Origin of the sequence: Bradyrhizobium sp. Cp5.3 (assembly GCF_000426265.1) — a bacterium.
In the GTDB taxonomy this organism is placed as follows: Bacteria; Pseudomonadota; Alphaproteobacteria; order Rhizobiales; family Xanthobacteraceae; genus Bradyrhizobium; species Bradyrhizobium neotropicale.
Window position 1 is genome coordinate 81,330 of sequence record NZ_AUFA01000004.1, and the last position, 20,012, is coordinate 101,341.

Genomic DNA, 20,012 nt, shown 5'->3' on the forward strand with positions numbered 1-20,012 from the left:
ACGAACGTCAATGGCCACTTTATTTTAACAGGAGAGTACTCATGCATTTCTGTCTTACCGGGCAATATACGCAACGCGCACTCAACGCCATCCTGGAGAACCCCACGACCGATCGCCAGGAAGCGGCGAGAAAACTCATCGAGGCGGCCGGCGGAAAGCTGGTTTCGATGTACAGCGTCGCGGCCGACGGCCCTGGTGTTATGGTGATTTTCGACGTGCCCGATCCGACTGCGGCGCCAGCAATCTCGGGCCTCACCGTCACGGCCGGCACATTGCAGAACGTACATTTGACCCGGCTGTTCACGCAGGACGAGATCAAGCAGGTGCGCCAGAACGCGGCCAAGCTGCGTCCGTCCTACAGCCCGCCGGGCAGCTGATGCCTGAATTTCCGAAATCCGGACGGTAACCAGGTGCCAAAATAGGTCAGCATTGCGCACAGTAGTTATCCGGAATTTTCCAACCGCTGGAAGGGCCTAAGCTGATCCTGCCGGGGCTGGATTTCATCCCGAAAGCGATTTCAACCGGCAAGGGGTCGCCCGCAAGGCGGCCCCTTTCGCGTTTGGGGGCTGCCCCCGGAATGCGCCGGATTTACCTGCTTTAATGCACGGCGGTTGGAAGCGTGGATGATCACGGCGGCCTGTCGGATGAAAATTCGGCGGGCACCTTGGCCCCAGCACTCCCAGCCCCTCATTGCCTACCCCAGGTGCTGGGGCCCTTTCATTGGCGCGCGAGCCGCCTTTACCGAAGTCACTTCCCTTCGGCGCGTACGGAAAATGAAAAAGGCCGCCAACCGGGGCGGCCTCTTTTTCATGTGCTTATCAGCATGCAGGCAAGGACTGTCGAAAAGACGCCCAATCCGACAATGGTGATCTTGAAAACGAGGACCGCTGCCAAGCTGACCTCCACTCTTTGCAAATCACACGAATCAAATCATTCGAATCGTACGCCTCGCTTCCCCGTTCGCAACCAACCGGAGATTTGCACACAACCTCCAGGTTCAACCCAAGAGTTGGCGGCCCGGCAGGCCGAACCGCGGATCTCGATGAAATCGGACTGCCCCGGGGAGCGCAGGTCGCGATGAAAGACAGCCTGCTCAGTGCTCAGCGCCGTTTGCGGGGGCGTGCGGGCTGCGGATCATTCGGTGCCGGCGGCGAAGCGGGTTCGTAGCGCTCCACCAACAGCAAGAGGCGCCTTCTGATGAACGGGTCCGCCTGCTCTGCAAGATCGCGCAAGATCTTGGCACGCTGCCTGTTAAACTCGTCGTCCAGCATCATCGTCCCCACACCAAGGCCTGCAGAACGAAGCAGCTCAGCGCCGGACGGCACTTTCCAGGAATTCTGCAACAGAGCGCGGCACGTCGTCGTATTCGGAGAACCGCCGACGCACCTCGTCGGCGATATCGACCGTTACATCGCGCGACCATCCCTCGGCAGTGTTGAACGCCACGATGCGAACCGGGTGGCTGTAATGATCTTCGAACAGCTGACGGATCACCGCTTCGCGGTTGGTGCCTTCCTCATCTGCTTCGCACCAGGCGCGGCCAAGTCTGCCAAAGTCGTTCATGACCAGATAGACGTCATGGTCGGCACCTTGCGGCACGATGGACGGCGACCGAGGCATGCGCGACTCCTTCTTCACACACATGCTGGAGCCTGCCTCGCCAGCCGCATAGGGAGAATCGGAGGTACCCCAATTGGGATGCTCGCGTGATGCAAAGCCGGCGCGATCCGGTCCGCCGACATCCTGGACGAGCCGATCAGCGGGGGCCAGAGACGATACCGCGTCGGCGAGCCGCCCTACTCTTCCGCAAGCTTCCTCTCGATGTAGGCGTTCACCGTTTCAGCGAAGGACCGCTGCACGCCAGCCGCAGCACCATACTGATCCAATGCGTCTTGCTGGAGAAGGCGCAGGCCACTCTTGCGCGCACTTCCCGGCGTGAGGTTCAGAAACTCATTGATGGCACTTTCGGCCGCCGGGATCGCGCTCGGATCCCCCTTGGAGATCAGCCCGCGCAAAAGGCGCTGGCAATCGTCTAGACGTGGCATGACTTCAGTTCTGGCCGCGTGATGACTTCGGATTCGGCTTCTTGATGGGCTGCGTATGCGTCCCAAACAGCGCCAACAGAAACGCGACTTCTTCCTTCGAACCGACCTGGATCATGGCTGTCTCCTTTTCGCTTCGTTTGGTCGAGCCGACGGCGAGCGGAGTTCAGAATTATCTGGTTTCAGATGTGTTTCAGAAGTGTTTCGTCGAAAGGACAGCCAGCCAACACGCCGGAGCGCGACCTCTCGACCATCGCCTTATGACGGATCAAAGCGGCCGCAACTGAGGCGGCCTGACCTTGTTACGAGCAAGGTTTCCCCGACATCTTTTGACGGGGCGTGCAGGTGGTCATCATCGGCCTTTTCTGTCCGGCCATGCCTTTGCCGGATTGCTGCGTCGCGGCAGTGGACTTTGTCGCCCCGCTGGAAGGTGGCGCCGATTGCGCCAATACCTCCTGCGAAAGAGAGATAGCGAGAGCAGCAACGGCTATGACTGCAAGAAGGTTCTTCATCATATGCTCCCTCTGTTTGAAGCGAGAGCACGCAACCACAGGCCGTGTCAGACCGCACTTTCTATTCGGTAGGTAATCCATTTGGCTGATGAACATCCTGCGCAGAACGCGGGCAGACAGGGCCCCTGCAAAATCCAGCCTAGGTTACACGGGATCAAACTCCGATGATCCCGACGTTTTGCCCGACGGGTCAAACTTTATCCAAATGCAGCAAATCGGATTCGGCGGAATGAAATCTGTCTGCGTCATGCTGTCGGCATGCCCCTTCCGGCCGGCGCGGCATTCATCGCATCGGCGACGAGGACGCCAGGGCAACCGAGGAGAGATGGTCGATGTATTACGTCGCCGCCGCGTTGCTGGTGCTGTCGGGACTGTTCTACTCGGCGAGCCATCACGAGATCGGCTCGTTCGGCGTCACCATGTGCACCTATGGCAGCGCGTTCTGCGAGAACCCGATGATCGTCTTTTCGGGCGCTGCGCTCGCAGCCGCCTGGGGCATGTTCGTCAGCATCAAATAGCGGCGGAGCTCCCTCCGCAGACATGACGAAGCCCGCAACCGGTGACGGCGCGGGCTCGATGGTCTTTGCGATGATGCCTCTCTACAGGTGTTTTGCCCGACGTGTCAAACCGGACATGGGCGCGCAACTGGTGCCGTTGCGCGCGCGTCGATGCATCGCATTGCGCCGGTTCGCCGTGGAACTATCGTTCCCGCGCTGCATTTGATTCCGAGACTTCGCCGTTCCGGAAAAGAGCCGAGACGCCCCTCCATGCACGACAGCGCCCGCACGCCGACGAAATCCGCGCCGACGCTGCTGCAAAGGTTGGGCCCAGGTCTGATCACCGGCGCGGCCGACGACGATCCGTCCGGGATAGCCACCTATTCGCAGGCAGGCGCGCAGTTCGGTTACGGGCTGCTCTGGACCGTGTTCTTGACCACGCCGTTCATGATCGCCATCCAGCTTGTGAGCGCGCGGATCGGGCGGGTCACCGGCAAGGGGCTTGCCGCCAACGTCATGGCGCTCGCGCCACGCTGGCTGGTGATCGGTCTCATCGCCCTTCTCGTCGCGGCGAACACCTTCAACATCGCCGCAGATATCGCCGCGATGGCGGAGGCGCTCTCGCTCGTCATTGGCGGGCTCAACCACGAGCACGCATTGATCTTCGCGGCCACTTCGACCCTGCTCCAGGTCTTCCTGCCCTACCGCCGCTATGCCCCGCTGCTGAAATTTCTGACGCTGGCGCTGTTCGCCTATGTGGCGACGGCCTTCACCGTGGAGATCCCGTGGAGCACGGCGCTGCTTGCCGCGGTGTGGCCGCAGGCGAATGTCAGCGCCGACTATTTCATGATGGTGGTCGCCGTGCTCGGCACCACCATCAGCCCCTACCTGTTCTTCTGGCAGGCGTCCCAGGAGGTCGAGGAGATGAACAAGGGCAAGCTTCGTCGCCCGCTGCGCGAGCTTTCCCATGGCGGCGATCCGGAGCTCACGCGCATCAGGGTCGACACCACGGCCGGCATGCTGCTCTCCAACGGCATCGCCTTCTTCATCATCCTGACCACGGCATCCGTCCTGCACGCCAACGGCGTCACCAACATCAATTCGGCCACGGAAGCCGCCGAGGCGCTGCGACCGCTCGCCGGCGACTTCACCTTCCTCCTGTTCGCGCTCGGCATTATCGGCACCGGCATGCTGGCGATCCCGGTGCTGGCGGGCTCGGCGGCCTATGGCGTCGCGGAGATTCTTGGATGGCGCGCCACGCTGGAGGCGAAGCCGGACGAGGCGGTCGGCTTCTACACCATCATCGCGACGGCGACCGTGATCGGCTTCGGCCTCGGCTACACCGGCATCGACGCGATCCACATGCTGGTCTGGAGCGCCGTGCTTAACGGCATCGTCGCCGTACCCATCATGGTGATGATGATGCTGATCGTTTCGAGCGCTTCGCTCATGGGCCGCTTCAAGGCGCGGACATGGCTCGTCGCGCTCGGCTGGCTCGGCACCGCGCTGATGGCGCTCGCCGTCCTCGCCTTGTTCGGCTCTTCCGCGATCGGCTGACGAGGAGCGCTAGACTGGCGACAGCGCCGCCGAGATCTGCGAAGCGATGATGAACGCCGCAAACACGGCAGGCACGCTGATGAACCTCAAGAACTGGTCTCTCGAAAGCATAGCTGTCATCCCCCAATGACAAAGCGCCTTCTGCCCCCGCGGCTACTGCACCCTTTGCGCGACGTGCTGATCCGCGGTCAGAAGCTGATCGGAAATGGCGGCCCCGCTCATGGTGAGCAGCGCCAGAATCGAAATCATGCCCAGAAATTTCATGGCCGGAGGGTCGGTGCCGATTGTGGCCAAAAACGTCAGAGCCTGGTTCAATTTCGGGACGGTCCCCGGAAAGATCATGGCTGTCCCCATCGAATTTTACGGAGTTATCCGACAAAAGGCGGCCGAAAAGCGCTCTCGGCGGCGCCTCTGCGGCCTTCACGACGGTCCGTCGTTAGCCTAACAGTGCAGCTGGGGCCGGGCTTGCGACCGGGCCATAACAAAAACAAGGCCGGCCGAGCCGCAGGGAGCGACATGACAAGATCATCAAAAGCAACAAGTCTCGAAATCCTCGCCTGCGATGCCGGCTGGAGAAACTACCACTTCGTCAAGCTGACGACCGACGACGGCATCGTCGGCTGGAGCGAGTTTGACGAGGGTTTTGGTTCGCCCGGTGTCGGCGCTGCGATCCAGCGCCTCTCCGCCCGCGTGATCGGCCAGAACGTCTTCCAGCACGAACGCATCCACGCCGAATTGTACGCGGCGACGCGGCCGGCCGCCGGCGGCGTGGTGGCGCAGGCGCTCGGGGCGATCGAGAATGCGCTGCTCGACGCCAAGGCGAAGTGTCTGGGCGTGCCCTGCTACGACCTGCTCGGCGGCAAGATCCGCGATCGCGTCCGGGTCTACTGGTCACACTGCGCCACTTGGCGGATCAATCATCCGGCCTGGTACAAGCCGCCGATCGAGAGCCTCGACGGCGTCAAGGCGATGGGGCGCGAGGTGCGTGAGAAGAAGTTCATTGCGCTCAAGACCAACATCTTCTCCTATGACGACGGCAAGCCGACGGGCTGGCGGCCCGGCTTCGGTTCGCCCTTCGCGCCCGAGATCAACGTTGACCGCAAGATCCTGCGCGACCTGCACATGCATCTCGAGGCAATTCGCGACGGCGCCGGTCCCGACGTCGACATCCTGCTCGACTGCAACTTCAACGCCAAGACCGAGGGCTATCTGAAAATCCTGCGCACGATTGCCGACATCGACATGTTCTGGGTCGAGATCGACAGTTTCAATCCCGAAGCGCTCGGCTACATCCGCCGGCAGAGCCCGCATCCAATCTCATCCTGCGAGACGCTTTTGGGCCTGCGCGAATTCCTGCCCTATTTCCGCGAACAGGCGATGGACGTCGCGATCATCGACACGCCGTGGAACGGCGTCTGGCAATCGATGAAGATCGCCTCCGCCGCTGATGCCTTCGAGGTCAACGTCGCCCCGCACAATTTCTACGGCCATCTCTGCTCGATGATGAACGCGCATTTCTGCGCCGCCGTGCCGAACCTGCGCATCATGGAGATCGATATCGATCGTCTGGCGTGGGATCGCGAGCTCTTCACCCACGAGCCGGAGATCCAGAACGGACATCTGGTCATTCCGGACCGGCCCGGCTGGGGCACCGAGCCGAACGAGGAGGCACTGCGCGCCCATCCGCCGAAGACGAGCGGCGGCCTTCTCAATTACGGTCGCAAGAGCTGAGCCTACGGCGTCACGGGATTCACGGTCGAGGACGTCTTGGGCCCCGGCCGCGCCGGCTCGATCCGCGATCTCGGGTCGGTCGGAAACACCTGGGCGCCCGCGGCACGCGCCGCTTCGCCCGTGGTGTGATACATCGCGACATGGGCGGGCTGCACCTTCGCCCGGCTCCACGGCCCGTGGTCCACCAGCAGCATCGCAGCGATGGTCAAGCCCGCGACGATCAGTGCGATCACGCCGGGGTGCCGAAGCGCCTCGTCGATAGCGATGCGATTCCTGATGCGATTTCGCTCCATCAAGATGACCTGAGTCGTTTCCTCTCAAGGTCAATTCAATTGCACCGCAGCGGGTTCCGCCTCCAGCGCGGGTTCCAGGCCGTTGGCACCCGTCCCCCTCACGCGGGAGCGTTTCGCAATACCTTCACTCGCCCGGCGCAATCGCGTTGCTGGGCGTCGGCCGGTCGGTGATCTGCTGTCCGAACAGGCTGCCGATCAGCTCGACGGCGGTTCGGGCGGTGCGCCCGCGCTCGTCGAGGAACGGATTGAGCTCGACGATGTCGACCGACCCCACCAGCCCGGAATCGTGCAGGAGCTCCATGATCAGATGCGCCTCGCGATAGGTCGCTCCGCCCGGCACCGTGGTACCGACGCCCGGCGCGACGCAAGGATCGAGGAAGTCGACGTCGAAGCTGACATGCAGCACGCCGTTGCTCGCCTTGACGCGTTCGATCACGCGCCGGATCAGCACTGCGACGCCGAACTCGTCGATCTGGCGCATATCGGCCGCCCTGATCCGGCGCGCACGCATCAGATCCTTTTCAAGCTTGTCGATCGAACGCGTTCCGAACAGATCAAGCCTGTCGGGAGCGATCGAGGCGCGTGGATCCTCGCCCAGGAGACCGTCGAGGCCCGGCTCGCCGCACAAGAATGCCGCCGACATGCCGTGCATGTTGGCCGTGATCGTCGTCTCCGGCGTGTTGTAATCGGCATGCGCATCCAGCCAGAGCACGAACAGCTCGCGGCCGCGCTCCTGCCAAAGGCGAGCCATGGCGTTGACCGAGCCCATCGACAATGTGTGATCGCCGCCAAGGAAGATCGGGATCGCTCCGGTCTTTGCGATCTCGTAGCCGCGGCGGCTCAGCACGCGCGTCCAGCGCTGGATTTCACGGTAGTGATTGGCCTTGGCGGGCGGCCGGTCGGCGAGATCCTCGATCTCGGCAACGGAGAGATCGCCGTACTCGACAACGTCGAAATCGAGGTTCTCCAGCAATGTCGCAAGGCCGGCAGTGCGCAGCGCCGCGGGTCCCATCAGGGTGCCGCGCTGCGAGGCGCCCATGTCGATGGGCGCGCCGAGCAATGCGATGCGCCGGGCTCGATCCGTCATGGTTCGATCGTTCACGGCAGCCTCCTGGGTCAGCAAGGTCGAGCTTCGAGATCGTGCCTCAAGGTATTCCTTGGCGCCAGCCTAACAGAGATTCGTATCCGTCGTTTCACGGGGAGCAAGCCTCCGCACCGGAACAAAATCCCGTGCGCCGAATTGCCAGTCCGAGGCCGGCACCCGCCGTTCACCACGGCGCCTGTCGCGGATAGCCAAAGGTCGTTCCGACCCGCTGTTCAAGAATAAGCGCTCGCGCGGATAGCCAAAGGTGCCGGCTTCCATTGTCGAGCGTGGAGGTCGCGAGTTTGAGCACGGACATACCGCAACCCACTTCGCAGCCCGGCATGGCCGAGCGCGCCATCGACGCGGCAACTGACGTGTCGCGGACGATCGGCGAAGTCGCGGGAGGTCTGCATGCCGCCGTCGATCGCCTCACCCTTGCGATCGAGCAGGCACGAAAGCCCGGCCGGCCGCTCGCGACCGTCGCGGCAATTACGCGCGAAGCGCCTCTAGCCAGCCTCTTCGTCGCCTTCCTCTTCGGCGTTGCGATTGCGCGCCGGCGCTAGCGATCGGAATCCGTCACTGATGCCCGCTCAGGCCGCACTGACGGATTCGCGCTCGACGACCAGAAACTGACGTTCCAACGCATCGGCCGGCATCGGACGGCCGAAGAAATAGCCCTGCCCTTCCGCACATCCCATGCTGACGAGGAAGTCTGCCGTAGCGCGGTTCTCGATCCCCTCCGCAACGACGGTGAGACCGAGCTGCTTGCTGAGGCCAATGGTCGAGCTGACGATCGCGGCATCGTCGGAATCGGCGAGCAGGTCGAGCACGAAGGACCGGTCGATCTTGAGTCCATCGAGCGGAAACTTCTTGAGATAGCTCAGACTCGCGTAACCCGTGCCGAAATCGTCGAACAGGATACGGACGCCGAGTTCCTGGATCCGCTTGAACATGTCTAGCACGCGGTCCTCGTCGAGCAGCAGGATATCCTCGGTGACCTCGAGCTCGAGCAGCGAGGGCGTAAGCCCAGTGGCATCGAGCAGCGTCGCGACCGAATGCGCGAGATCGCCGGAGTGAAGCTGCGACGGCGACAGGTTGATCGCGACGCGCACACTTTGGCCGGACAGCTCCCAGGCCCGCGCCTGCCAGCAGGCGGTTTCCATCACCCAGCTCGCAATCCGCTCGGACAGTGCCGAGGTGTTGACCACCGGCATGAACTCGCCGGGCGAGACGTAGCCCCGCACGGGATGCCGCCAGCGGATGAGCGCCTCGGCTCCGACCAGACCGCCGTCGACCAGGCGAACCTGCGGCTGGTAGAACAGTTCGAACTCGCCGCGGTCCGCGGCGAGCGCGAGCTCGCTTTCGAGCGTCAGCCTGTTCTCCAATTCCTGCCTGATTGTGCTCTCGAAGATCACATGGCTGCCGCGCCGGGTCGCTTTTGCCCTGGAGAGCGCGAGATGGCCGTTGCTCAGGAGATCCTCCGCGCTGTGACCGCCGTCCGGATAGACGGCAACGCCGACGCTGACCCTGACGCGGTGCTGGCGCGTGCCCGCGGCGAGCGGCAGCTCGAATGCGCGGGCAATGCGCTCGGCGAATTCCGCAACCGGCTCGCCGTCCTCCGTGCATTGGCGCGCAATGGCGAATTCGTCGCCGCTGAGCCGCGCAATGACCGTCTCGTCCCCCGCCTCTGATTTCAGACGCGCGGCGACCGCCCGCAGCACGAGATCTCCGGCCGCGTGTCCCAGCGTGTCATTGATGCGCTGGAAGCCGTCGAGCCCGATCACGAGCAGCGCGACCTCGCAGGACTGCGGATCGGCATCCGCGATCAGGCCGACCAGCCCGGCATGCAGCGTGTTGCGATTGGCAAGACCGGTCAGTGCATCATACTCGGCAAGATATCTGACGCGCTCGGCCTCGCGCTTGCGCACCGAGATGTCGCGCAGGATCGCGCCGTATTGGAAGCCATCCGTGCCCTGCCAGCCCGAGAAGCTCGCTTCGACCGGGAACGTCTCGCCGTTCTTGCGCCGGCCTTCGAACTCGACCACGACCGCACCGCCCGGGACGAGCAGCGCCTGCCGCGCGGCGTCACGCATGGAGAAGGGCTTTGCGCTGCCCTCGGCCGGCTTTGCACAGAGCGCCTCGAAGGGCTGGCCGATCATTTCGGCCGGCATGTAACCGAAGATCGCGCTGGCGCCGGGATTCCACACCGTGATCCGATGATCCTCGTCGGTGCAGACGAGCCCGTCGCCGAGCGACATCGCAATGCGGTGGAAGCGGCTTTCGGCGATTCGCCCGAGCAGGCTGCGGAAGTCGATCTCGTCGAGCGCGATCGCCGTCAGATAAGCGAAGATGGCGATGTGAAGCAGTGACGTATCGATGACGAACGGCCATTTCGACTGGACCAGGGCTGCGATCAGCTCGATCGCAGCTCCCGCCGCGACCAGCATCACGACGCGGACGCCGGGAGCAACGCGGCGCCATGAGAATATCATCAGGAGGCAGATCACGGACAGGCCGAGCACCGTGCCCAGGTCCGAGGTCCGGCGCAGCATGCGCTGCTGAATGATCGATTCCGCCGCGAGCGCCTGAAGGACGGGGCCTGAAACGATGCCGCCGTTCGGAACGCTGAAGCGATCGCCGAGCTCGAGCGCAGTGGCACCGACGATGATCCTCTTGTCCTTGAGGCTCGCCAGGGTCGCGGGGTCCCCGCGCAGCACGTCGGCAAAGGACATGAGCGGAATAGACGCCGCGCGGATACCGAAATCGATCAGGAACGGAGAGGTGCGGCTTGCATTCTGCCCAGCCAGTACGACAGCCATCGACGGCACGAAACTGTCACCGAGCTTCTCTCCGAATGGATAGCGGCGTACGAGGCCGTCAGGCTCGACCGTGACGTTGACGACGGCGGGCCAGGACTGGTTGCTGAACGGCTTCAGCGGGCGATTGATATGTGCCGCGCCCCCATTTGGCACCGGTTGCTTGAAAGAGGGCAGGATCGTCGCGCCGCCGACATCCCTCAGTGCTTTGACGAAGGCCTCGTCGGAGGCGGGATCGGATGGCGTGCTGAAATCGACGTCGAAGGCCACGTCCTGGACGCCGGCACTTTCGAACTTCTGCAGCAGCTCGGCATGCAGCCGGCGCGGCCACGGCCACACACCGATCTGGTCGATCGAGGGCGCATCGATCGCGACGATGACAACGTTGCCGCTGGCCGCACGCGATTGCCAGGTGAAGCGCAGATCGGTGAGCGCGTTGCGGAGCGCAGCGTGCCATCCCGTGGACAGAACGACCGCCAGCGCAATCACGACCAGAATGTGCGGCCTGTAGCGTTTCACCTTGCTCCCCCACACATCCGGCCAATGCCGTGATGTGCCCCCTCATGTTGACCGCGTGATGCTAGTGATGGCCGCTGCCCCAAGACCACCCGTAGTGGTGACCATTGTTGCCGTTGTTACCGTTATTACCGTTGCCGCCGCTCCCGTTGCCGGTTGCGCCATTCCCGCTGTTTCCGTTGCCGGAGCTTCCGCCGGACACGTCGCTGGTCGAACCGGCAGTCGTGGCCACCGTGGTCGTCCCGCTTGACGACGTCGTTGTGGTACTGCTGGCGGCGCCGTTACTCACGGTCGCCGCCGTCATGGTCGAGCTGTTGCTGGATGCGGTCGTCGTGCTTGGCTTCGTGTCGCTCCAGACCGTGTCGGTGCTATTGGCGGCATTGTGCACGTGGCCTGTTGCGGCGGCACCATGGGCTAGCCCATGCGTAACCTTGTGGAAGTTGAGCTTGACCTCGCCGAGCGAGCTTGAGATGTGCACCGTGCCCGCTTTGGACGACCCGGCGCCACCGGCTCCCTGATGGGATTGCGTCGGCACGCCGGCCGCCCTGGTCCCCTTGTCGATCTGGCCGAGCGCATGAATCGCATGTCCGGTGGCCGCATTGCGCGGCGCGGACAGTCCTGATTTCGGCACGGGAATCCGCTCGACCGTCGAGGCGCGCGGCTTGCCCTGCTCGATGGGATTGAAGGTACCGGCGCCGCTCAGGCTGAGGCCCGGCTTGCCATGCTCGAAGGCGGTGGCCGCCTGGCCCGGCATGACCTGGGCGATCTGCCCCGTCTTGAAGTCGGAGACTTCAACCTGGCCCCGGACTACGCCGACCTTGGTGCTGCCGGCGCTCACCGTGACGCTGAACTGCGTTCCCTTGACCACCGCGGCGAGGTAGGGCGTCTCGACCTCGAAATGCTTGACGTTGCGCTTCTCGACTTCGAGCAGGATCGAACCGGCCTGCTGAATGATCGTGGTCGAGAGGCCCTCCTTCTTCTCGGCCGGCAAGCCGACCACCGAATTGGGAGAGATCAGAATCGTTTCTTCGCCGCGGACGAGCAGCACGCGCCCGTTCCGCCCGGTGCGAATGGTATCGCCAGGCTTCAGCGTCTCTTCCTGGTTCAACGAGACCTGCCGTGCGCCGTCGGTTGCGCGCCAGACTTCGCCCGACGCCTTGCTGATCGACCAGACGCCATCCTCTGCGGCGGATGCGCCGGACGCAGTTCCCAGTATCAGCACCGCCATCAAAGCGCGCCGCATTCCAACTCTGCCGAGCATGAGGATCCTCAGTCCGTGGTCCAGTCGGACCTGAGGCATAGGCCAAATAGCTCAAGAGAGAATTAGCCGGAACCGGCAAGCGGAACCGTCGCATTAACCTTTCATTGACCATAAAAAACTAAGAAAAATCATGCGGCTAACGAATGCTTACCGGTTCTTGCGAACCTCTCCGTTGAACTACGGGGAGAAGTTCGGTGGGCGCGGTGAGAGATCGCATCTCCTTGCCACCTTGGCGTTGCTGGCACCGATCTTTACGGGAATGCCGCACGCGCTCGCGCAGCAGGCGAGCCAGCCGGGGTTTGATCCGCGCCAGCCCGAGAAGTATTTCGATAACCAATCCGATCAGGAATCGCTCAGCCGGCCCCCGGTCAAGTTGCCGACGATCGGTCAGCCGAATGTCGCGGCCGATGCCGGGCCGCAATTCGTGCTGCGCGGCATCAACGTCAGCGGTGCCCATGCGATCTCCCGCGAGCGCATCACCGGGACTTATCAGCCCTATCTCGGCAAGAGGGTCACGCAGGCCGACCTTGCCGCAATCGCCGGCGCGATCAGCGAGCTCTACCGCGCCGAAGGCTTCCATCTGAGCCGGGCGATCGTGCCGCCGCAGGACATCACCGACGGCCGTGTCCAGATCCGCGTGATCGAAGGGGCAATCGTCCAGGCCGAGCTGAAGGGCGACGATGCCGAACGGTTCGGCGTCAGGCCGATGCTTGGACCGGTTCTGGCCGAGCAGCCGTCGCGTTTCGCAACGCTCGAACGCCAGCTATTCCTCATCAACGGCAGACCCGGCGTCCGGATCACGGATACCGCGCTTGAGGAGATCGGCGGCCCCACCGGCCGCTTTCGTCTCACCATCTCCTTGAAGACCTGGCACGTCTTCACGTCGTTCGGACTGGACAATCTCGGATCATCGTCGGTCGGTCCCTGGCAGACCTATGCGACGGGCGCCTTTAACTCCTACCTCACGCCGGGCGACACCCTCGCGGTCAACCTGTCGACCATCGCCAACGATCCGCGCCAGCTCGGCTTCGCGCGGCTGTCCTATGATGCGCCGGTCGGCGTCGACGGCGTGCGCCTCGGCGCCTCCGTTCTGTACAGCGCGGTGCGGCCGGGCGACGTCCGGCGCCTTGCCAGCGACATCACCACGACCGAAGCTTTCGAGGTGCGGGCCAGCACCGTACCCTTCATGTCGCAATGGTCGGCCCTCACGCTCACGATGGCCGGGACCTTCAGCAACGTGTCGGAACACGATCTGTTCGGCCCGTACTACAGCGACCACATCAGGACGGCGAGCCTGACCGCCGACTACCGACTCCAGGATCGCTTCGGCGGCACCAACTTTGCGACCTTCACCTATCGCCAGGGTCTCGACATCTTTGGTGCCTCGCATTTCGACGATGATCTGTTGTCGCGCGACGGCGCTTCGTCGAATTTCTCGGTGCTGAACCTCTGGTTCACGCGCTACCAGGCGCTCAACGACACCTGGTCGATCAAGCTCTCCGCGGCGAGCCAGACCGCATCGCGGCCGCTGTTCACCTCGCAGCAATTCTACCTCGGCGGCGCGGCGTTCGGCCGGGGCTATGGCGCAGCCGAGATCAGCGGCGACAACGGCCTCGCCGGCTCGTTCGAGCTGCGCTTCGACCAGAAGGTCAATTTCCGCTACTGGAGCGGCTATCAGATCTACGCCTTCGGCGACGCCGGCGCAGTCTGGAACGATGGCTACCGCCTGAGCGACGGCCTGTCACTGACCTCCGCCGGCGCCGGCGCGCGGTTCTTCCTCTTGGACGATTTCCAGGCCGATCTCGGCGTCGCCGTCCCCTTGAGCTACCGGGCACCGGACAATACGCGCCGCACCCCGCGCTTTCTGTTCACGCTTTCCAGCGCGCTGCGGGTTTGCCCGGAACGCGGCAGGGCTGGCTGTCCTTAAGCCCTCCGCTTTTTGCGCTGCACGCGCTCCTTCTGGGACCTTTCTCACAGACTTGCCTAAATTTAATCCCGTAGCCTGCTCACGATCGCTCGATCCGGGAGTTCCCAATGACCACGTTCAGTCAAAAGTGATTGGGAAGCAACCATGAAGAGGGTGTTGGCAATTCTGGCCTTTCTCGGCGTGCTTGGCGTGGGCCAGTATTTCGTCGTCAGCAAGTTCGCCATTCGTCACGAGACGGTGACCTTGTTCGACGCCACGCGCCAGCGGCCGATCTCTGTCGACGTCGCAGTGCGCCGTGACTACGAGACCAAGGCCAATCTCGGCCTCTGGAAGCTCCCGCTCGCCATCATCAGCAACGGCAATACCGTCAAGGCCACCGAGTATTCGTTCCTCGCCAATGTGCTCGCCGCGCGCGGCTATCTCGTCGCGAGCATCCAGCAGGACCTGCCGAGCGATCCACCGCTGATGACCCATGTCGGCGAGCAGTATGTCGGCCGGCGCCAGGTTTATATGCGCTGCGAAGCCAACATCCTTTTCGTGCTCGGCGAATTGAAGAAGAGGCAGGAGCACGTCGAATACGATCACATCACGCTGGTCGGCCATTCCAACGGCGGCGACGTCTCGATGTATGTCGCTCATCAGCATCCGGAGCTGGTGTCCAAGGTGATCACGCTGGACAATCTGCGGGTGCCTTTCGTGGTCAACGACCACCTGAAGATCCTGTCGTTCCGCTCGAAGGATCCGCACTTCGTGACCGACCCCGGCGTCCTGCCGACGCCCGAAGAGGCCAAGGCGCGCGGCATCGACATCGTCCATACCGGCGCGCAGCACACGGAGATGAGCGACCGCGGACCCGACGCGGTCAAGGAGAAGATCCAGGCGACACTCGACCGCTTCCTGCGCGACAGCGCCAGCAACGCGCTCGCGCCGGCCGATACGACGAGCCCGATGATCATGAACCCCGCCGATTACTAGCCCGCCAGCCTTGCGCCAGATCAACGCAGTTCCGGGGCGAAGGCGCGATAATGGGTGTTAGAGCATCGGAGAAACCTTTTGTCCTATCACATTGAAAGCCTTGGCCTGCCCACGGCAAGGACGTCAGGATTCATTCGCCATCTCTATCGTTCGGCCCGCAAACTTTTCCGATCGATCATCGCCCGCATCGATCTCTCGCAATTTCCAGGATCGTGCTGCGGTTGAGCATGGCTTGAGGGACGCCCAATGCACGCGCGCATGAGACGGAGTTGGATTTTGCTCACCGCGGCGTCGATCTTGGGCACGACACCAGCGCTTGCGGCCGATGCCGACCATGGCGCCGACCTTGCGGAGCGCTGGTGTGCCAGCTGCCACGTGGTGAGGAGCGCCCAGACGCAAGCCAGCGCCGATGTGCCCTCCTTCGCCTCCATCGCGCGCAGGCCCGATTTCAGCGTGGAGAAGCTCGCCTTCTTCCTGCTCGACCCGCACCCGAAGATGCCCAACTTTCCCCTGAGCCGGGCCGAAGCTGCCGACATCGCGGCCTATATCGCATCCTTGCGCCGATAAAATCCGGGCACGCCGTCACATTTTACCAAAGTCAAACCCCTGCCGGTCGAGCCCGACAGGGGTGGACAAGACCAATTTGGCGGCAAGCGAGAGTTGTCCAGTCAATCAGGACTTGCCCTTGCCGGACTGCATGATGCTGCCGGTCATCTGGCGCATGTGGTCCCCGGCGCTGGTGAACTGGCTGCGCAGGAACTCGGACTGGATCTGCATGGCTTCCTGAAGATCGGTGGCGTGAACGAGCTTGCGCGCATGCTCGAACGCCGACTTCATGTTCTGCTCGGTGAAAGCGAGCGCCTGCTTCGACACCTCCGTGCCCGCTCCCGGCACCGTCGCCATCGATTTGGTGGCGGCATCGAAAAACAGGCCGAATGCCTTTTCCGCCTGGTCGATCGTCTTCTCGGCCAGGTCGCGCAATTCGGCCGGAACTTCGAGCTTCGGTTCAATCATGTCGCACTCCTCCCTTTTTTCTTACTGATTATCACATTTGCAGCGTCGGCTTCCAGCGGCCAGACCAGGCTGCAGGCGCAGCCGGACGCCCGGCGTGGGCGGGACGGACGGTGGTCGAGGCATGACGTGGGCGCGTAGCCCGGCTTACGACAGGGGATGCTCAGGGAGAGAGTCGTCTGTGGCGAGATCTTCGACGAGCTTGATGACCTCAAAACGCTGCCGCGGCGCAAGCTTCAGAAATGCGCGCAGCAGGCGCAGGCTTTCGACGGTGCTACTCGCGGGCGCGCCGAGCTTCAGGTGCAGTTCAGCCGCGAAATTGAGGTTTTTCATCTCGCACCTATGACAAGGATCGGCCTTGGCGGTCTGACGTCGAGCTCCCGCTCGAGAGTTGGACGCCGTGGCGGCGAAGAATTCTCGGCCAGGGCATCCCAGGGGGTTGGTACGCTGAACTGCACATCCGAACGGATCGGCTCAACCCGAGAGGTTGCAACTATGCCAAGGAACAACCCTTCCGGCAAGCCAATCTATCGAGGCAGCGATGCTTGGTCGGCATCGCACCACGGCAATTCCGGATAACAGGAATATGCACCGACGTCACCCACCTGCGTCAAGAAGCGACATCGGTGCACACACTGCCTTGATCGAGCTCGATGCCGCGGGCTTGCCCTTTGTTTTGTGTCTGAATGTGAACGGAGCCACGCATCGCAATGCGGACATATTGTCTCGATTTGAGCGATGGCGGCCGATCCGGGGGCGTCGGAGCCCTTCGCCGGATACCGTCCGAGCGAATTATTGCTTCTTCAGCGTATACACGTAATCGTTGAGCCCGATTTCGGCGGTTGCATCGTCGACGAAGTGAAACTCGATCTCGCACCCGGTCTCCAGCGTCTTGATTTTGCCACCGACAAAGCCGAGCGATGCGGCGAGCGCCTTGGGATCGGCCTTCTTGTTGGCGCGCTGCATCTCGTCGAAAGCGCCCTGGAAGATCATGTCGGGACCGTAGTCCGTCACCTTGTACTGCGGCTTGGCGCAGGCCAAGGGACGCGGCCCGGAGATCTCCTTCACCTTGATGGCCAGCGCCTTGCCCATCAGCCGCGCCTGCTCGCTGCCGTCGGGCTTACGATGCGGATCGGCCCATGGCGCAACCACAGCCGTCGTGACCGTCCAGTTCCCGAGATAGAAGGGATCGGCCGCCATGGCGGTGCCGGGCACGCCGAGTGACGCAACAATGCAAAGCGTGACAATCAATTTCATCCGGTGTGCCCCCTCAAGCTCTAGGTTTGGACTCGGTTCTCCGCGTCACGGTTCACCAATCCCCGATATTTTCCGATGCGTGAACCGTGATTCAAGATCGAACGACCAAGCCGTTGCGAAACGGCCACGCAGATCACGGGCGCCATGGCTGGACCTCTTCGATTCGGGCGCGCGTCAGCACCAAAGGACGACGGCATGCTTTCTCGCTGCGATGTCATCAAGGGCGCCGCGGTTGCGCTTTTCACTCTCTCGATACAGGGCGCATGGGCGCAGGAGACCAAGATGAACCTCTTCAAGATCGTCACCACCAAGGACGAAATCATCATCGGATTGTCAGCCGAGGAACTCCAGGCGATCGGCGGCAACGATGCGAGCGCGGTTGCGCATGCGCTGGCGCAGAAGGGCGACCTCACCGTCTGGCAGTACAATGTGCATCGCGGCCAGAACGGCGAATTGCAGCAGGCGCCGACCGCCAAGATCGGGCTCCTCGCCAACGCCTCGCTCCGCGTCGAGCCCTACACGACGCCCTACCAGATCGTGCCCCATCCGTAAGCGGCGAACGGGCGCGCCGGCGGCGTTGCCGGCGCGCCGCTCTCATCGGCGCCGCTCCGTGCGCTGCGGTCCAATTTCCGTCGCAAAGCCGTAGACCAGCGCGAGCCGGTCGAGGCATTCGCGGAATCGTCGCGCGAAGTAGTCGTTCCAGCGCTGGCTGCGCACGGCGCGGCGCTGCCCGATCTGATCCATCGTCAGTCCCAGGACCAGCACGTCGTGCACCAGCGCGGCACCGTCGGCGCCGAGTTCGCGCTCGACGCGGTTCAGCCGCAGCACCGCCTGGCGCTGGCTCTCGGTGACCGCCTCGCGCGTGCGCGTGCCGTCGACATATTCGCGGGTCGGATCCACCGCCTGGGGACCGCGCTCCGCCCTCTCCCAGTCGTTCTGGAAGGCGCGACCGCCGCGGTATTGGGCCTCGTCGATCTGGCGATGAGAATGCAGCCGACCGAGCGGATCGCTGCGGATCGAGCGCATGGCGACGATCTTCTCGCCCGGCTCGAGCGCGAGGGGATTGTCGACCGCGACCTCGGCCACTTCGGCATTGAATGGCAGATCGTGCGAGGGCCAGTCGTTGAGCCTTGCCAACCTATAGGACTTGTTGCGTCTGGCGCGTACCACTCGGATGCTCCATGTAAAATTGACAATTGAGAGGACGTCCGCCCGTCAGGCGGCGGAGACCAGTCTCAGCACGAGGGGGCCCGCGCAGCGCGTCGATGCCGATCCCGGCCCGCGGGTCAGATGGAAGTGCGGCGTGCAATAGCTCGTGCCGGGCTGTCGGGGATGACCGCAGAAGGCGATCTCCTCCCCGTCCTTGTCGCCGCCATAGGGATAGCGGCAATCGCCAGGTGCGAGTTCGATCAGCGAGATCAGGCGCGGCTTGATGCCGACGCAGCGCAACTTCACCGGCCGAGCGGGCTTCAGCACCGATTCTGGCGGTTGGCTCGGGTTCGGCAACACCGGCGCGCGCGGCGCGAGCGGGGAGATTGCGCCCGGCAAGCGCGGCACGATCGAGGGACTCTTCATCCGTGCGGGCGCGGCGAGCCCGAGCCGCTTGGCCCGGCCGACCACCGCGCTGCGCGTATAAACCGTTCCGAATCTTGCGTTAATCTCCCGTCCGATCTCCGCGTAAGACATCCCTTTGAGAAAATAGTCGCGAAGCGCGTCGGAGTGCTCCGACGGCCAACTGCCCGGTTCCATGCTGCTGTCCTGTGATACGCCATTCACAAACCGTCACGGCCGGGATGGCGAAACACATATTCCGGTATTCCGAAACACAAGTCAAGCGTGACTTCTGATATTCATAATTGCATCAATTCCGAATTTCGGATTAGAAGAGGCAGGACCATGGGTAATCGAGGGAATCACCATGTTGGACGTTGCGATGATCGAGCGGGGCCTGGAGAAGACGGGCAAGAGCAAGGGCGGGCTGGCGGCGGCCATGGGCGTGCGCCCGGGCGCGGTGTCGGAGATCCTCGGCGGCGAACGCCTGGTGAAAGCGTCCGAAATTCTGCCGATCATGGAATATCTTGAGCTCAATCTCGCGCCGGTCATGGGCCGCGTCGGCGCCGGCGCCGTGATCGAGCCGGATTTCGAGCAGGTTCCGCCGGAAGGGCTCGGCGAGGTCGTGCTGCCCTTCCCGATCATGGAAGAGACCGTCGCCTTCGAGATCGTCGGCGATTCGATGCTGCCCAAATACGAGAGCGGCGACGTGATCGTGGTCTACAAGGATCAGCGCTACCCGCTGTCGAGCTTCTACGGCGAGGAGGCCGTAGTCCGCCTCAAGACCGGCGAACGCTACCTGAAGACCATCGAGCGCGGCAAAAGTCCGTCCGTCGTCAACCTCACCAGCTTCAACGCCAAGCCGATCGTCGGCGTCAAGCTGGAGTGGGTCGGCGAGATCTGCCTCTCGATGCCCAAGGGGCAGCTCGAGCGGCTGCGCGCGAAGTCCGCGCGGCCGCGCAAGAAGGGCAGGTAAGGCAAG

Annotated in this window: 24 protein-coding genes; 10 read left to right on the top strand and 14 right to left on the bottom strand. The window is 63.3% G+C overall.

Features of this window, described 5'->3' with window-relative positions:
- Positions 1 to 41 precede the first annotated feature (41 nt).
- On the top strand, positions 42 to 377 hold the full coding sequence (locus K289_RS0108075; protein ID WP_027551030.1) for a GYD domain-containing protein: 336 nt from the start codon (positions 42 to 44) through the stop codon (positions 375 to 377).
- Between the two features lie 723 nt (positions 378 to 1,100).
- Here the strand turns inward: K289_RS0108075 and K289_RS44075 are convergent.
- The 4 genes from K289_RS44075 to K289_RS0108100 form a co-directional block, all read right to left on the bottom strand.
- A complete protein-coding gene (locus tag K289_RS44075; protein ID WP_198024681.1) occupies positions 1,101 to 1,271 on the bottom strand; it encodes a hypothetical protein in 171 nt (56 codons plus the stop codon).
- A gap of 37 nt (positions 1,272 to 1,308) precedes the next feature.
- Positions 1,309 to 1,644, bottom strand: coding sequence for a hypothetical protein (locus K289_RS0108085; protein WP_245283865.1), 336 nt, complete (start codon positions 1,642 to 1,644; stop codon positions 1,309 to 1,311).
- Between the two features lie 152 nt (positions 1,645 to 1,796).
- Positions 1,797 to 2,015: a hypothetical protein gene (locus K289_RS0108090; RefSeq protein WP_245283866.1), complete on the bottom strand. Its 219-nt coding sequence runs from the start codon at positions 2,013 to 2,015 to the stop codon at positions 1,797 to 1,799.
- A gap of 329 nt (positions 2,016 to 2,344) precedes the next feature.
- Positions 2,345 to 2,554 (bottom strand): hypothetical protein, encoded by a 210-nt coding sequence (locus K289_RS0108100; RefSeq protein WP_156917863.1) that lies wholly within the window; start codon positions 2,552 to 2,554, stop codon positions 2,345 to 2,347.
- 332 nt (positions 2,555 to 2,886) lie between these two features.
- Between K289_RS0108100 and K289_RS0108105 the strand changes: the two genes are divergently transcribed.
- Complete coding sequence (locus K289_RS0108105) at positions 2,887 to 3,072, top strand: hypothetical protein (RefSeq protein ID WP_027551034.1); 186 nt, start codon at positions 2,887 to 2,889, stop codon at positions 3,070 to 3,072.
- Positions 3,073 to 3,321: 249 nt separating this feature from the next.
- Entirely contained in the window at positions 3,322 to 4,608 is a 1,287-nt protein-coding gene (locus K289_RS0108110) for an NRAMP family divalent metal transporter (RefSeq protein ID WP_027551035.1), read from the top strand.
- A gap of 153 nt (positions 4,609 to 4,761) precedes the next feature.
- On the opposite strand, the gene K289_RS0108120 is transcribed toward K289_RS0108110, so the two are convergent.
- Positions 4,762 to 4,950, bottom strand: a complete 189-nt coding sequence (locus K289_RS0108120) for a hypothetical protein (RefSeq protein ID WP_027551036.1) — start codon at positions 4,948 to 4,950, stop codon at positions 4,762 to 4,764.
- Positions 4,951 to 5,124: 174 nt separating this feature from the next.
- On the opposite strand from K289_RS0108120, the gene K289_RS0108125 reads away from it, so the two are divergent.
- The gene (locus tag K289_RS0108125; RefSeq protein WP_027551037.1) at positions 5,125 to 6,339 is read left to right on the top strand and encodes a mandelate racemase/muconate lactonizing enzyme family protein; all 1,215 of its coding nucleotides are present in this window, start codon (positions 5,125 to 5,127) and stop codon (positions 6,337 to 6,339) included.
- A 2-nt stretch (positions 6,340 to 6,341) separates the two neighbouring features.
- Here the strand turns inward: K289_RS0108125 and K289_RS0108130 are convergent, their stop codons facing one another.
- Together K289_RS0108130 and rocF are read right to left on the bottom strand one after the other, a co-directional pair.
- The gene (locus tag K289_RS0108130; RefSeq protein ID WP_027551038.1) at positions 6,342 to 6,632 is read right to left on the bottom strand and encodes a hypothetical protein; all 291 of its coding nucleotides are present in this window, start codon (positions 6,630 to 6,632) and stop codon (positions 6,342 to 6,344) included.
- Positions 6,633 to 6,756: 124 nt separating this feature from the next.
- Complete coding sequence (rocF, locus tag K289_RS0108135) at positions 6,757 to 7,734, bottom strand: arginase (protein ID WP_027551039.1); 978 nt, start codon at positions 7,732 to 7,734, stop codon at positions 6,757 to 6,759.
- A gap of 284 nt (positions 7,735 to 8,018) precedes the next feature.
- On the opposite strand from rocF, the gene K289_RS0108140 reads away from it, so the two are divergent.
- Positions 8,019 to 8,279, top strand: coding sequence for a hypothetical protein (locus tag K289_RS0108140; RefSeq protein WP_027551040.1), 261 nt, complete (start codon positions 8,019 to 8,021; stop codon positions 8,277 to 8,279).
- Between the two features lie 27 nt (positions 8,280 to 8,306).
- Here K289_RS0108140 and K289_RS0108145 read toward each other — a convergent pair whose 3' ends face one another.
- Together K289_RS0108145 and K289_RS0108150 are read right to left on the bottom strand one after the other, a co-directional pair.
- Positions 8,307 to 11,051 carry an EAL domain-containing protein gene (locus tag K289_RS0108145; protein ID WP_027551041.1) on the bottom strand — a complete coding sequence of 915 codons (2,745 nt, stop codon included), beginning with the start codon at positions 11,049 to 11,051 and terminating at the stop codon, positions 8,307 to 8,309.
- 61 nt (positions 11,052 to 11,112) lie between these two features.
- Positions 11,113 to 12,309 (bottom strand): FecR family protein, encoded by a 1,197-nt coding sequence (locus K289_RS0108150; RefSeq protein ID WP_027551042.1) that lies wholly within the window; start codon positions 12,307 to 12,309, stop codon positions 11,113 to 11,115.
- Positions 12,310 to 12,439: 130 nt separating this feature from the next.
- On the opposite strand from K289_RS0108150, the gene K289_RS0108155 reads away from it, so the two are divergent.
- From K289_RS0108155 to K289_RS0108165, 3 genes are all read left to right on the top strand, one after another.
- Positions 12,440 to 14,236 (top strand): ShlB/FhaC/HecB family hemolysin secretion/activation protein, encoded by a 1,797-nt coding sequence (locus K289_RS0108155; protein WP_027551043.1) that lies wholly within the window; start codon positions 12,440 to 12,442, stop codon positions 14,234 to 14,236.
- A 144-nt stretch (positions 14,237 to 14,380) separates the two neighbouring features.
- Positions 14,381 to 15,211, top strand: a complete 831-nt coding sequence (locus K289_RS0108160) for an alpha/beta hydrolase (RefSeq protein ID WP_027551044.1) — start codon at positions 14,381 to 14,383, stop codon at positions 15,209 to 15,211.
- A gap of 258 nt (positions 15,212 to 15,469) precedes the next feature.
- Positions 15,470 to 15,778, top strand: a complete 309-nt coding sequence (locus K289_RS0108165; RefSeq protein ID WP_371260795.1) for a cytochrome c — start codon at positions 15,470 to 15,472, stop codon at positions 15,776 to 15,778.
- A 105-nt stretch (positions 15,779 to 15,883) separates the two neighbouring features.
- On the opposite strand, the gene K289_RS0108170 is transcribed toward K289_RS0108165, so the two are convergent.
- The 3 genes from K289_RS0108170 to K289_RS0108180 all read right to left on the bottom strand — a co-directional run bounded on the left by K289_RS0108170 (position 15,884) and on the right by K289_RS0108180 (position 17,479).
- Positions 15,884 to 16,225, bottom strand: a complete 342-nt coding sequence (locus tag K289_RS0108170) for a phasin (RefSeq protein ID WP_027551046.1) — start codon at positions 16,223 to 16,225, stop codon at positions 15,884 to 15,886.
- 144 nt (positions 16,226 to 16,369) lie between these two features.
- Positions 16,370 to 16,555, bottom strand: coding sequence for a hypothetical protein (locus K289_RS0108175; protein ID WP_027551047.1), 186 nt, complete (start codon positions 16,553 to 16,555; stop codon positions 16,370 to 16,372).
- Positions 16,556 to 17,014: 459 nt separating this feature from the next.
- On the bottom strand, positions 17,015 to 17,479 hold the full coding sequence (locus K289_RS0108180) for a hypothetical protein (RefSeq protein ID WP_027551048.1): 465 nt from the start codon (positions 17,477 to 17,479) through the stop codon (positions 17,015 to 17,017).
- 195 nt (positions 17,480 to 17,674) lie between these two features.
- Between K289_RS0108180 and K289_RS0108185 the strand changes: the two genes are divergently transcribed.
- Positions 17,675 to 18,031, top strand: a complete 357-nt coding sequence (locus K289_RS0108185; RefSeq protein ID WP_027551049.1) for a hypothetical protein — start codon at positions 17,675 to 17,677, stop codon at positions 18,029 to 18,031.
- 42 nt (positions 18,032 to 18,073) lie between these two features.
- Here the strand turns inward: K289_RS0108185 and K289_RS0108190 are convergent, their stop codons facing one another.
- Both K289_RS0108190 and K289_RS0108195 read right to left on the bottom strand, forming a co-directional pair.
- Positions 18,074 to 18,649 (bottom strand): hypothetical protein, encoded by a 576-nt coding sequence (locus tag K289_RS0108190; RefSeq protein WP_027551050.1) that lies wholly within the window; start codon positions 18,647 to 18,649, stop codon positions 18,074 to 18,076.
- Positions 18,650 to 18,694: 45 nt separating this feature from the next.
- On the bottom strand, positions 18,695 to 19,228 hold the full coding sequence (locus K289_RS0108195) for a GcrA family cell cycle regulator (RefSeq protein ID WP_027551051.1): 534 nt from the start codon (positions 19,226 to 19,228) through the stop codon (positions 18,695 to 18,697).
- A gap of 169 nt (positions 19,229 to 19,397) precedes the next feature.
- On the opposite strand from K289_RS0108195, the gene K289_RS0108200 reads away from it, so the two are divergent.
- Positions 19,398 to 20,006 carry a S24 family peptidase gene (locus K289_RS0108200; RefSeq protein WP_027551052.1) on the top strand — a complete coding sequence of 203 codons (609 nt, stop codon included), beginning with the start codon at positions 19,398 to 19,400 and terminating at the stop codon, positions 20,004 to 20,006.
- Positions 20,007 to 20,012: the final 6 nt, after the last annotated feature.